We start from the raw sequence: 12104 nt of genomic DNA on the forward strand, positions 1-12104 counted from the left end.
AATTGCTCCACCCGGGTGGAGTTCAACAACTACAAAGCGTCATACTTGCTCCTGTGACGAGCGCTGTAGGGACCTCGGGAACCGCCATCACGTCGCGTGTACATTCGCTGAACCGACCGAACATGGTCAGTGTCGGCACCATCGTCTGGCTTTCCAGTGAATTGATGTTCTTTGCTGGACTGTTTGCGATGTATTTCACCGCGCGCGCGCAAGCCCAGGGCGATTGGCCACCCGAACCGACCGAGTTGAACCTGGCACTGGCCGTACCGGTGACGCTGGTGCTGATCGCATCGTCGTTCACGTGCCAGATGGGGGTGTTCGCGGCCGAGCGCGGCGACGTCTTCGGGCTGCGCCGCTGGTACGCCATCACCCTCGCCATGGGAACGTTCTTCGTCCTCGGCCAGGCCTACGAGTACTACCACCTGGTGCACACCGGCACCACGATTCCCGGCAGCGCCTACGGCACCGTCTTCTACCTGGCCACCGGGTTCCACGGACTGCACGTCATCGGCGGGCTGATCGCCTTCATTCTGCTGTTGATCCGCACCCGGATGAGTAAGTTCACACCAGCTCAGGCCACCGCAGCCATCGTCGTGTCGTACTACTGGCACTTCGTCGACATCGTGTGGATCGCCCTGTTCGCCGTCATCTATTTCGTGCGATGACTCGATCGGTACGGAATGGCATGGGAGCCACGGGAAACAAGCGGATGAGAAGGGGTTCGATGACGAGGAAGGCGCCCGGAGCCGGTAAGCCGGCGACAGTTCGCCGGCGTCGGCTGCGTCGACGCCTGTCGGCTGCACTGCTGCTGCTGACCGGTTTGGTCGTCGCCGGTGGTCTGGCGGCCACACTGACGCCGTCACCGCAGGTCGCCGTCGCCGATGAATCGGCGTCGGCCATGCTGCGCACCGGTCAGCAGCTCTACGACACGTCCTGCGTGTCCTGCCACGGCGTGAACCTTCAGGGCGTCGCCGACCGTGGCCCGAGCCTCATCGGCGTCGGCGAAGCGGCGGTGTACTTCCAGGTGTCCACCGGCCGCATGCCCGCCATGCGCGGCGAGGCCCAGGCACAGCGCAAGGAACCCGCGTTCGACGAGTCGCAGATCGACGCACTGGGCGCCTACGTCCAGGCCAACGGTGGCGGTCCCGTCGTTCCGCGCGACGACAACGGAGCGATCGCCGAGCAGTCCCTGATCGGCAACGACGTCGCCCGCGGCGGCGACCTGTTCCGCCTCAACTGCGCGTCCTGCCACAACTTCACCGGCAAGGGCGGTGCACTGTCCTCAGGTAAGTACGCCCCCGACCTGGGCGAGGCCAACCCGGCACAGATCTACACCGCGATGTCGACCGGTCCGCAGAACATGCCGAAGTTCTCCGACCGCCAGCTGTCGCCGGAAGAGAAGCGCGACATCGTCGCCTACGTGCGCGAGTCGGCGGAGACCCCCACTCCCGGCGGTCTCGGACTGGGCGGCTTCGGTCCGACCTCCGAGGGCATGGTGGCGTGGATCGTCGGAATGGTGGCGATCATCGCCGCCGCACTCTGGATCGGAGCACGGGCATGAGCGACAGGCCTGATGACGTGAAGGGAACCGACACACCGGGACAGACCGGGGTGCCGGGACAGCCCACCGACGCCGAGCTGATGAAGATGTCGCAGGAGGAACTTCTCGAACTCGGCGGCAAGCTCGACGGCGTCGAGATCGTCTACAAGGAGCCGCGCTGGCCGGTTCCCGGGACGAAGGCCGAGAAGCGTGCCGAACGCTCGGTCGCGTACTGGTTTCTGCTGGCCGGCTTTTCGGGTCTCGCGCTCCTGCTGATCTTCTTGTTCTGGCCCTGGGAGTACAAGCCGTTCGGCTCGGACGGCGAGTTCCTGTACTCGCTGACGACTCCCCTCTACGGTCTGACGTTCGGGTTGTCCGTCCTGGCGATCGGCGTCGGCGCGGTGCTGTTCCAGAAGAAGTTCATCCCCGAAGAGATCTCGATCCAGGAACGCCACGACGGCAAGTCCCCCGAGCTGCACCGCAGGACCGTCGCCGCCAATCTCGGCGACGCGCTCGAGGGCTCGACCCTCAAGCGGCGCAAGATGATCGGCCTCTCGCTGGGCATCGGCTTCGGCGCGTTCGGCGTCGGCACGCTGGTCGCCTTCATCGGCGGGCTCATCAAGAACCCGTGGAAGCCGGTCGTTCCCACCGCCGAGGGCATGAAGGCGGTGCTGTGGACCTCCGGATGGACGCCACGTTTCGAGGGCGAGACCATCTTCCTGGCCCGCGCCACCGGCAGGGCCGGCGAGTCACCATTCGTCAAGATGCGTCCCGAGGACCTCGACGCCGGCGGCATGGAGACCGTGTATCCGTGGCGCGAATCCGACGGTGACGGCACCACGGTCGAGTCCGAGCACCATCTGACCGAGATCTCGATGGGTGTCCGTAACCCGGTCATGCTCATCCGCATCAAGCCGATCGACATGAACCGTGTGGTCAAGCGCCGCGGCCAGGAGAGCTTCAACTTCGGCGAGCTGTTCGCCTACACCAAGGTCTGCTCGCACCTGGGCTGCCCGTCCTCGCTGTACGAGCAGCAGACCTATCGCATTCTGTGCCCGTGCCACCAGTCGCAGTTCGACGCGTTGCACTTCGCCAAACCGATCTTCGGCCCGGCCGCCCGCGCTCTCGCGCAGCTGCCGATCACGATTGATCAGGACGGCTACCTCGTCGCCAACGGCGACTTCATCGAACCCGTCGGACCGGCATTCTGGGAGCGGAAGTCATGAGCCCACGTCTAGACGCAGGCCAGATCGCAGCCAAACAGGGTGAAGCGATCGACTCGCGATACCACCCCTCCGCGGCGGTCCGCCGACAGCTGAACAAGGTCTTCCCGACGCACTGGTCGTTCCTGCTGGGCGAGATCGCGATGTACAGCTTCCTCGTCCTGCTGCTCACCGGTGTCTGGCTGACCCTGTTCTTCGATCCGTCGATGGCGCACGTCACCTACGACGGTGTGTATCAGCCGCTGCGTGGTGTGCAGATGTCGCGGGCGTACGAGACCACGCTCGACATCAGCTTCGAGATCCGCGGCGGGCTGTTCGTCCGGCAGGTCCACCACTGGGCGGCTCTGCTGTTCGCGGCGTCGATCATGGTCCACCTGGCTCGCATCTTCTTCACGGGCGCCTTCCGGCGACCGCGTGAGGCCAACTGGGTGATCGGCTCGCTGCTGCTGATCCTGGCGATGTTCGAGGGCTTCTTCGGTTACTCGCTGCCCGACGATCTGCTGTCCGGCACCGGTATCCGCGCCGCACTCTCCGGAATCACGATGGGCATCCCGGTGGTCGGAACGTGGATGCACTGGGCGCTGTTCGGCGGGGACTTCCCCGGCGACATCCTGATCCCGCGGCTGTACGCGCTGCACATCCTGCTGATTCCGGGAATCATCTTGGCGCTCATCGGCGTTCACCTCGCGCTGGTGTGGTTCCAGAAGCACACGCAGTTCCCCGGCCCCGGCCGCACCGAGACGAATGTCGTCGGCGTGCGCGTCATGCCGGTGTTCGCGGTGAAGTCCGGCGCGTTCTTCGCGGTGACGGTCGGCATCCTGGGCCTCATGGGCGGTCTGCTGCAGATCAACCCGGTCTGGGTCCTCGGGCCGTACAAGCCGTCCCAGGTGTCAGCCGGTAGCCAGCCCGACTTCTACATGATGTGGACCGACGGTCTGATCCGGTTGTGGCCGGCGTGGGAGTTCTATCCGTTCGGGCACACCATCCCGCAGGGCGTGTGGGTTGCCCTCGGCATGGGCCTGGTGTTCACGTTGCTGATGGCGTACCCGTTCATCGAGAAGAAGCTCTCCGGCGACGATGCGCACCACAACCTGCTGCAGCGTCCCCGTGACGCTCCGACACGTACCGCGGTGGGTGCGGCGGCGATCTCGTTCTACATCCTGCTGACGTTCGCGTGCATGAACGACATCATCGCGCTGAAGTTCCACATCTCGCTGAACGCGACGACGTGGATCGGCCGGATCGGCATGGTCGTGCTGCCCGCCATCGTCTACTTCGTCGCCTACCGGTGGGCGGTCAGCCTGCAGCGCAGCGACCGCGCGGTGCTGGAGCACGGCATCGAGACGGGCATCATCAAGCGTCTCCCCCACGGGGCGTACGTCGAGCTGCACCAGCCGCTCGGCCCCGTCGACGAGCACGGTCACGCGATTCCGCTGGAGTACCAGGGCGCGGCGCTACCCAAGCGGATGAACAAGCTGGGGTCCAGCGGCTCTCCGGGCACCGGCAGCTTCCTGCGGGGCGATCCGTTGTCCGAGCACGAGGCCATCACCGCGGCCGCACACGCGGCGGAGCACCGCGCGTTGACGGCTCTGCGTGAGCACCAGGAGCGCACCAGCGCCTCCAACGGTTCGAACGGCTCCAATGGTTCGAACGGCTCATCCAACGGGCATCACTGACCGGCACAGTTTCCACGCAGTCTGATCCGCCTCAGCCGCCAGGCTGGGGCGGATCAGTTGTTTACCGGTCTGGATTTCCCGCTGATCAGCGATCGATGTCAGCGCGCATTTCGCGCAGGAAGTACCACGGGATGGCGATCATTCCGACGGTCACGACACCAGCGACGCCGTAGAGCGCCCAGGAGGCGGTGTCGCTGTCGACCGCCATCAGATAAGTCGCCACCGCGATCAGCAGGGTGGCCGCCCCCATCGCGCAGGTGATGGACGCAGCACTGCGCAGCCAGAGCCGGTCGACGGCAGAGGACGCCGCTGAAACAGGTGCGGGTGACCGCAGCACGCGCGGCAGCGGGCCGCTGCCCTCGGGGGTGGCCTGTGCCAGCCGGATCTTCTCGGTCGGTGCGTCGACGTTTCGGGTGGGCGTCGACGGCGAGTCCGCCACCTGCGCGGCCGGACGCTGAGGCGCCGCGGCCGCGTCGCCGGCGCCGGCGCGGCGAGCGCGCAGGAGCAGCGGCACGGCAGCCACGATCACCGCGGCGGACACACCGATCACGGTGTAGAGGACCCACGGCGTGCCAGACTCCGAGGGGGCGCCTTCGCGTCCGCGGGTGAGATCGACCAGCGCCACCGTGGCGGCGACGCCGGCTCCCAGTGCGGCCAGCCACACGACGGCGCACGCGCCGAGCAGGATGCGGTCCACGCGGTCGAGCGCGGAGCCGTCGAAGCCGGTATTCGGCCGGTTGGCGGTGTCGCTGAATTGTGTCATCGGCGTGGAGTTGGCCCTTAGCAGCTGGTCTGTGCAGCGTTACTGGTGTTGGCGGACAATACTGTTCCGTCACTCGTGGTGATCGAGCAGTTCAGCCGACTCACCAGGAACAGGCTCGACGCCTGCACGGAGCCGACTTCGGACTGCGAGATCGGGGTGACCGTCAGCGACCACGGAATGTAGACATTGCGCTGGGTGCGGCTGCGCCCCGACGCGTCGATGTAGGTCACCGTGATGATGTCGCCAGGCGCCTTCGTCCCGGTGACCGAGTACGTCACCTGGCGCGGTCCGGCCGGCGTGGTGGTGGTAGGCGGTGGCGGCGGCGGTTCAGTGGTTGCCGGCGGGGGCGGGGGCGCCTCAGCCTCCGGCGGCGGCGGGGGCGGCGGCTCGGTCACCGTGATGGTTTCCGGCGGCGGTGGTGGGGGCGGCGGCTCAGTGGTGGGCGGTGGCGGAGGCGGCGGCGGTGGCGTGGTGGTGATGATCTCGTCCTGCACGGGCGGAGCCGGGCGGGTCGTCGTCTCGGGAGTCGCAAGGCTGTCGGTGTCGGTGCGGGTCACCAGCACCGACACAGAGACGACCAGCGCGATGGCAGCCACGATGGCGACGACGCCGACCACCCACGGCCACCGCGGCGGAGGCGCGAGATCAGCGCTGTCGCCGCCGGCGTCATAGCTGTCGTAGTCGTAGAGCGCGACGTCCGACGGCACGTACGGGCTGCTGACGAATTGTTCGGACTCCGGCGCAGAATATGCGCGCGAATAGAAATCGGTCTGGCCGGTGTCGGGGTTGTCGCCGCCCTCTTTGCGTCCGGGATCGGGAGCGCTGGGGATTGGGGCGTCAGGGGTGCCGTCCGGCTCTTCTCCTGGGAGACCGGAGTCCCGCCCGGGAGGGTTCGGCCCGCTCATCTACGTCTGTCCTTCTCGGCTGCTTCTCCGGCGCCGGTGGTTGCCGTGGCGACTCATGGCGCCTCGGCAACACTACCCAACGGCAGCACCCGAACCGACGGCCCAACGCGGGTTGCACGCGAAGTCATGCGTGATTGTGACCTTGAACCTGGCCCCTGCGGATCAGTGCTTTTCAGGACCCGTGTGGTACTCGAAGACGAGACCGCTCACAGTCGCCAGGACGAAGCAGACGCCTCCGACGATCAGCCAGGGCAGCCACATCGCCATGCCCACCGCGGTGATGGACGCCGACAGCGCGATGAACACCGGCCACCAGCTGTGGGGGCTGTAGAAGCCGAGCTCCCCCGCACCGTCGGCGATCTCAGCGTCTTCGTAGTCCTCAGGCCGGGTGTCCAGCCGTCGGGCGACGAAGCGGAAGAACGTTCCGGTGATCAATGTCAGACCGGTCGTCAGCGCGAGAGCCGTGGCGCCCGCCCACTCGACACCACCGGTGGCGAACATCGCGGTCAAGACGATGTACACCACGGTGCACAGGGCAAAGAAAGCGGTCAGGAACTCGAACAACCTGGCTTCGATATGCATCTGCTGCTGTCCTTACCTGTTCGCCTCGGGGACCATGGGTGCCAGTTCTCCGCGACGGGTGTCGAACGGCTTGGTCGTGGTGGCCAGCGGCGGCTGGTTGATCGCCTGCAGAGCTTCGGCGTTGGTCTTACCGGCGCTGCGCTGGTCGAGGTAGGCCTTGAAGTCGTTGGGCTCCACGACACGCAGCTCGAAGTTCATCATCGAGTGGTACGTGCCGCACATCTCCGTGCAGCGGCCGACGAACGCGCCGGTCTGGAAGATCTCGCTGATCTGGAAGATGTTGTCCGAGTTGTTCTCTTTCGGGTTGGGCAGCACGTCCCGCTTGAACAGGAACTCGGGCACCCAGAATCCGTGGATCACGTCGGCCGAGGCGATCTGGAACTCGATCCGCTTGCCCGACGGCACGACGAGCACCGGGATCTCCGACGACGATCCGAGGGTCTCGATCTTGTCGAAGTTCAGGTACGTCCGGTCCTCGGGATTCTTGCCCGCGATCGCGCCGACCTTCTCGCCGCCGTGGCCGTCGCCGCCCTCGGGACGCGAGGTCATGGCTTCTTTACGCTCGTTGTCGACGCCGTCGTAGGTCAACGTGCCGTCGGCGAAGTCGACCTTCTGGTACCCGAACTTCCAGTTCCACTGGAAGGCGGTGACGTCGATGACGACCTCGGGGTTGTCTTCCTTGTGCAGCATCCGCTCCTGCACCACGACGGTGAAGTAGAACAGCACCGAGATGATGATGAACGGGATGACCGTCAGCGTCAGTTCCAGTGGCATGTTGTAGCCGAACTGGCGCGGTAGGTCGGTGTCGGTCTTCTTCTTGCGGTGGAAGGCCATGGTCCAGAAGAGCAGGACGTAGACGATGGCGCCGACGACGAGCGCGGCGATCACCGAGCCGATCCACAGCTCGCGGTTGAGATGGGCTTCGGGGGTGATGCCCGTCGGCCATCCGAGGCCGAGCACCTCTGACCAACTGCACCCGCTGAGTAGCACCGCCATCCCGCCCAGGAGCAGGGACAATGCCACCAACTTAGGACCGCGAGCGGACACGTTGGCGCCTCCTACAAAGTCGATTGACCGGTACCGGTCAGACGGCTGCACTGAATACTACGCAGCGTAGACCACACCGGCGGGCAGGAGCGAAGCGACCGGGGAATGTGTTCGCGTGCCGGTCGGGACGCCTGTCGACGATTAGGCATACTGGCGCGGTGTGCGGACTGCTGGCGCTGGTCACCGACCCCTCCCGTGAGGTCTCCCCCATCATCGTCGACGCGGTGTCGGGCGCGACCCATCTGATGCGTCATCGCGGGCCTGACGAGCCGGGGACCTGGCACGACGCCGCCGGTGCGGCGCAGGTGGTGCTCGGTTTCAACCGGCTGTCGATCATCGACATCGCCCACAGCCACCAGCCTCTGCGGTGGGGACCGCCCGAGACACCCGACCGCTACGTGTTGGTCTTCAACGGTGAGATCTACAACTACGTCGAGCTGCGCGAGGCCCTGCGCGCCGAATTCGGCGCCGTCTTCCACACCGACGGTGACGGCGAGGCGATTCTGGCCGCCTACCACCACTGGGGCACCGATGCGCTGGGCCGGCTACGGGGCATGTTCGCGTTCGCGCTGTGGGACACGGTCACGCAGGAACTGTTCTGCGCGCGGGATCCGTTCGGCATCAAGCCGCTGTACCTGGCCAGCGGGCCGGGTGGCACCGCGGTGGGCAGCGAGAAGAAGTGCCTGCTCGCCCTGGCCGACGAGTTGAGCATCGACCTCGATATCGATGAGCGGGCAGTCCAGCACTACACCGTCCTGCAGTACGTGCCCGAGCCGGAGACGCTGCACCGCGGCATCCGCAGACTCGAATCGGGCAGCTACGCGCGGGTCCGCCCCGGGGGCCGGCCGGAGGTGACGCGCTACTTCACACCACGCTTCGCCGCAGTGCCTTTTGCCGCCCGTTCGGCTCCTGGCCAGGACCAGGCTCGCTACGACGAGATCACGGCTGTGCTCGAGGATTCCGTGGCCAAGCACATGCGTGCCGACGTCACGGTGGGCGCGTTCCTGTCCGGCGGTATCGACTCGACCGCCATCGCGGCGTTGGCGATGCGCCACAACCCGCGCCTCATCACCTTCACCACCGGGTTCGAGCGCGAAGGATTCTCGGAGGTCGACGTGGCGGCCGCCTCGGCAGAGGCCATCGGTGCCCGGCATGTGACCAAGGTGGTCAGCCAGCAGGAGTTCGTCGCCGCGTTGCCCGAGATCGTCTGGTATCTGGATGAACCCGTCGCCGACCCCGCCCTCGTGCCGCTGTTCTTCATCGCCAAGGAGGCACGCAAGCACGTCAAGGTGGTGCTCTCCGGTGAAGGCGCCGACGAACTGTTCGGTGGCTACACCATCTATCGAGAGCCGTTGTCGCTGAAACCGTTCGACTATCTGCCGCGCGGGGTGCGCAGATCGGTGGGCAAGATGGCGGGCCCGCTTCCCGAGGGCATGCGGGGCAAGAGCCTGCTGCACCGCGGTTCGCTGACCCTCGAAGAGCGCTATTACGGCAACGCGCGCAGCTTCTCGGACGCGCAACTGCGAGCCGCGCTGCCGCGATTCCGCCAGGACTGGGTGCACACCGACGTCACCGCCGCGATCTACGCGCAGTCACAGGGCTGGGACCCGGTGGCGCGCATGCAGCACATCGATCTCTTCACGTGGCTGCGGGGCGACATCCTGGTCAAGGCCGACAAGATGACCATGGCCAACTCGCTGGAGCTGCGGGTCCCGTTCCTGGACCCCGAGGTGTTCGCGGTCGCGTCACGGCTGCCCTATGACCAGAAGATCACCCGGTCCACCACCAAGTACGCGCTGCGGCGCGCGCTGGAGCCGATCGTGCCCGCGCACGTGCTCAACCGGCCCAAGCTCGGGTTTCCGGTGCCGATCCGGCACTGGCTGCGCTCAGGCGAACTACTCGACTGGGCGTACCAGACGGTGCGCACCTCCGGGGCGGGCGACCTGGTCGACCTAGCCGCGGTGCGGTCGATGCTCGACGAGCACCGCGGCGGCGCAATCGATCACAGCCGTCGACTGTGGACGGTGCTGATCTTCATGCTGTGGTACTCGATCTTCGTCGAGGAGAGCGTCGTGCCGCAGATCAGCGAACCGACCTACCCGGTCCAGCTTTAGACCAGCGCCGACGCGATCTCGCGGGCTGCCTCTGCGCCATAGGCGTCGGACAGGCGCTGCACGGCGGAGTCCTTGTCCCACGACCACTCCTGCGGCCCGGGCGCCTCGAGCACCAGTGTCGCCACCAGCGACGCCAGCTGAGCCGAACGCTCCAGCGTCAGGCCGGCGTCACGCCCGGTCAGGAAGCCGGCACGGAACGCGTCACCGATGCCCGTCGGGTCGGCCTTGTGGGTTTCGGGGACGACGTCGACGTGGATGAACGTGCCGTCACGGCCGACGAGGTCGACGCCCTTCTCACCGAGCGTGGTGACGCGCAGCTGGATCTGGCTCATCACCTCGGCCTCCGACCAGCCCGACTTCTGCAGCAGCAGATCCCACTCGTAGTCGTTGGTGAACAGGTACATCGCACCGTCGATCAGCCTGCGGATCTCCTCGCCCGACAGCCTGGCCAGCTGCTGGCTGGGATCTGCGGCGAACGCAAGCCCGAGCGTGCGGCACTCCTCGGTGTAGAGGAACATCGCCTCGGGGTCGTTGGCCCCGATGATGACCAGATCCGGTGCGCCCGTGGCGCCGACGATGTCGGCCAGCTTGATGCTGCTGGCCTCCGACATCGCCCCCGGGTAGAAGGACGCGATCTGGGCCATGTCCTCGTCCGTCGTGCACACGAAGCGAGCGGTGTAGGCGGTCTCGGAGACCAGCACGCTGTCGCAGTTCACCCCGTGCGAGGTGAGCCAGTTGCGGTAGTCGTCGAAATCAGCGCCGACCGCCCCGACGAGTGTGGGGTTGCCGCCCAGTACGCCCATCGCGAACGCCATGTTCCCCGCGACTCCGCCGCGGTGCATCACGAGGTCGTCGACGAGGAAGCTCAGCGACACCTTCTGCAGATGGTCGGCCAGCAGCTGCTCCGAGAACTTTCCCGGAAAGCGCATCAAATGATCGGTAGCAATCGATCCGGTCACCGCAATGGTCACGCAGTCCCACCCTTCCTGGTTTCAGCACTTCAGCCTAGTGTCGACCACATCGGCAACCTCATGTCGGGCCCCGTCACGTCCTCGTAGGCCGTGGCCGTCGACAGGGGCGGCACCGCGCGTTGCGCTAATCTGCCTACAAGTGCCTGCCCGGCCACTGTAGATGCCGCAGGATCCGATCGACTTCCCCGGGAGCAACTCTATGACCGGTCCGTACCCTCCTTCGTACGGCACTGGACCAGGCGGCCCGCAGATGTACCCCGAGCCGTACCCCACGCAGTCCTACCCCTACCCCAGCCCCGGCATCGACGCGGCCTACCCGGGGACGTTGCCCCCGCCGGTGCAGTACCCGACCCGCAAGCGCCGTCCGTGGATCATCGCCGTCGTCGCCGTGCTGGCCGTCATCGCGGTCGTCGGGGTCATCACGGCGGTGGCACTCAGCGGCGGACGCGAACAGCAGACCGCGACGGGCGGGCTCACGGAGGCATCTGCGCAGGCCGCGATCCAGGACTATCTCGATGCGCTGACCAACGGCGACGCCGAGACGGTGGCCCGCCACACGCTCTGCGGACTGTTCGACGCCGTCAAGGAGCGCCGCTCCGACATGGCGCTCGCCGGACTGTCGAGCGACGCCTTCCGCAAGCAGTACGACAGCGCCGAGGTGACGTCGATCGACAAGATGGTGCTGTCGTCGCCGACACAGGCCCAGGTGCTGTTCACGATGCGGGTGGTGCCGGCCAGTGGGTCGTCGCGAAATCAGTCACGAAATCAGCCCGGCGAGGCCGACGAGCAGGCAGTGGCGCAGGTGCTCTCGATCGATGACGAGATCCTGGTGTGTTCCTACCTGCCGCGCACGGCCGGCCAGTACTAGATCAGTTGAAAGAGTCGCCGCAGGCGCAGGAGCCGGTGGCGTTCGGGTTGTCGATGGTGAAACCCTGCTTCTCGATCGTGTCGACGAAATCGATGGTGGCGCCCTGAATGTAGGGGGCGCTCATCCGGTCGACCGTCAGGCCGACGCCGTTGAAGTCCACGGTGAGGTCGCCGTCGAGGGTGCGGTCGTCGAAGAAGAGGTTGTAACGCAGGCCGGCGCAACCACCGGGCTGGACGGCGATCCGCAGCGCAAGGTCGTCGCGACCCTCCTGGTCGAGCAGGGCCTTCGCCTTGGCGGCCGCGGCATCCGTCAGGGTGGCGCCGTGCTGGGCATCGATGGTCTGGCCAGCCTGCACAGCCGACTCGTCCTGAACAGTCATGGAATCTCCCGTAATGGATGTACGTGGGTGGAACCC

General features: G+C 66.5%; 12 protein-coding genes. 6 read left to right on the plus strand and 6 right to left on the minus strand.

The features are described 5' to 3' along the window. The first annotated feature begins 53 nt into the window (after window positions 1–53). From ctaE to qcrB, 4 genes are read left to right on the plus strand one after another with little or no spacing between them, the layout of a single operon-like run. Window positions 54–665, plus strand: coding sequence for an aa3-type cytochrome oxidase subunit III (ctaE, locus tag EL337_RS17120; RefSeq protein WP_048631757.1), 612 nt, complete (start codon window positions 54–56; stop codon window positions 663–665). 59 nt (window positions 666–724) lie between these two features. After that, entirely contained in the window at window positions 725–1561 is an 837-nt protein-coding gene (gene qcrC, locus EL337_RS17125; RefSeq protein ID WP_048631875.1) for a cytochrome bc1 complex diheme cytochrome c subunit, read from the plus strand. After that, entirely contained in the window at window positions 1558–2766 is a 1209-nt protein-coding gene (qcrA, locus tag EL337_RS17130) for a cytochrome bc1 complex Rieske iron-sulfur subunit (protein ID WP_048631758.1), read from the plus strand. The genes qcrC and qcrA overlap by 4 nt, the downstream gene beginning before the upstream one ends. After that, entirely contained in the window at window positions 2763–4439 is a 1677-nt protein-coding gene (gene qcrB, locus EL337_RS17135; RefSeq protein WP_048631759.1) for a cytochrome bc1 complex cytochrome b subunit, read from the plus strand. The genes qcrA and qcrB overlap by 4 nt, the downstream gene beginning before the upstream one ends. Before the next feature lie 85 nt (window positions 4440–4524). Here the strand turns inward: qcrB and EL337_RS17140 are convergent, their stop codons facing one another. From EL337_RS17140 to ctaC, 4 genes are all read right to left on the minus strand, one after another. Then, a complete protein-coding gene (locus tag EL337_RS17140) occupies window positions 4525–5202 on the minus strand; it encodes a DUF2561 family protein (RefSeq protein WP_048631760.1) in 678 nt (225 codons plus the stop codon). A 17-nt stretch (window positions 5203–5219) separates the two neighbouring features. Further along, a complete protein-coding gene (locus EL337_RS17145) occupies window positions 5220–6107 on the minus strand; it encodes an MmpS family transport accessory protein (protein WP_048631761.1) in 888 nt (295 codons plus the stop codon). Between the two features lie 162 nt (window positions 6108–6269). After that, a complete protein-coding gene (locus tag EL337_RS17150; protein ID WP_048631762.1) occupies window positions 6270–6689 on the minus strand; it encodes a cytochrome c oxidase subunit 4 in 420 nt (139 codons plus the stop codon). Between the two features lie 12 nt (window positions 6690–6701). Then, window positions 6702–7685: an aa3-type cytochrome oxidase subunit II gene (ctaC, locus tag EL337_RS17155; protein ID WP_232786769.1), complete on the minus strand. Its 984-nt coding sequence runs from the start codon at window positions 7683–7685 to the stop codon at window positions 6702–6704. A 209-nt stretch (window positions 7686–7894) separates the two neighbouring features. Here ctaC and asnB point away from each other — a divergent pair, with 209 nt between their 5' ends. Next, complete coding sequence (asnB, locus tag EL337_RS17160) at window positions 7895–9850, plus strand: asparagine synthase (glutamine-hydrolyzing) (protein ID WP_048631764.1); 1956 nt, start codon at window positions 7895–7897, stop codon at window positions 9848–9850. Here asnB and EL337_RS17165 read toward each other — a convergent pair. Continuing rightward, the gene (locus tag EL337_RS17165) at window positions 9847–10821 is read right to left on the minus strand and encodes a carbohydrate kinase family protein (protein ID WP_048631765.1); all 975 of its coding nucleotides are present in this window, start codon (window positions 10819–10821) and stop codon (window positions 9847–9849) included. The two genes, asnB and EL337_RS17165, sit on opposite strands and share 4 nt — an antisense overlap. A 199-nt stretch (window positions 10822–11020) precedes the next feature. Between EL337_RS17165 and EL337_RS17170 the strand changes: the two genes are divergently transcribed. Beyond that, the gene (locus tag EL337_RS17170; RefSeq protein ID WP_048631766.1) at window positions 11021–11689 is read left to right on the plus strand and encodes an Rv0361 family membrane protein; all 669 of its coding nucleotides are present in this window, start codon (window positions 11021–11023) and stop codon (window positions 11687–11689) included. A 1-nt stretch (window position 11690) separates the two neighbouring features. Here EL337_RS17170 and EL337_RS17175 read toward each other — a convergent pair whose 3' ends face one another. Continuing rightward, on the minus strand, window positions 11691–12068 hold the full coding sequence (locus tag EL337_RS17175; protein ID WP_048631767.1) for a HesB/IscA family protein: 378 nt from the start codon (window positions 12066–12068) through the stop codon (window positions 11691–11693). Window positions 12069–12104: the final 36 nt, after the last annotated feature.

This window comes from Mycolicibacterium aurum (assembly GCF_900637195.1).
Lineage (GTDB): Bacteria > Actinomycetota > Actinomycetes > Mycobacteriales > Mycobacteriaceae > Mycobacterium > Mycobacterium aurum.

Excerpts from the sequence above, each read along its gene's own strand:
- qcrC (WP_048631875.1), top strand. The coding sequence starts at position 725 with ATGACGAGGAAGGCGCCCGGAGCCGGTAAGCCGGCGACAGTTCGCCGG.
- qcrA (WP_048631758.1), top strand. The coding sequence starts at position 1,558 with ATGAGCGACAGGCCTGATGACGTGAAGGGAACCGACACACCGGGACAG.
- qcrB (WP_048631759.1), top strand. The coding sequence starts at position 2,763 with ATGAGCCCACGTCTAGACGCAGGCCAGATCGCAGCCAAACAGGGTGAA.
- EL337_RS17140 (WP_048631760.1), bottom strand. The coding sequence starts at position 5,202 with ATGACACAATTCAGCGACACCGCCAACCGGCCGAATACCGGCTTCGAC.
- EL337_RS17145 (WP_048631761.1), bottom strand. The coding sequence starts at position 6,107 with ATGAGCGGGCCGAACCCTCCCGGGCGGGACTCCGGTCTCCCAGGAGAA.
- EL337_RS17150 (WP_048631762.1), bottom strand. The coding sequence starts at position 6,689 with ATGCATATCGAAGCCAGGTTGTTCGAGTTCCTGACCGCTTTCTTTGCC.
- ctaC (WP_232786769.1), bottom strand. The coding sequence starts at position 7,685 with ATGGCGGTGCTACTCAGCGGGTGCAGTTGGTCAGAGGTGCTCGGCCTC.
- EL337_RS17170 (WP_048631766.1), top strand. The coding sequence starts at position 11,021 with ATGACCGGTCCGTACCCTCCTTCGTACGGCACTGGACCAGGCGGCCCG.
- EL337_RS17175 (WP_048631767.1), bottom strand. The coding sequence starts at position 12,068 with ATGACTGTTCAGGACGAGTCGGCTGTGCAGGCTGGCCAGACCATCGAT.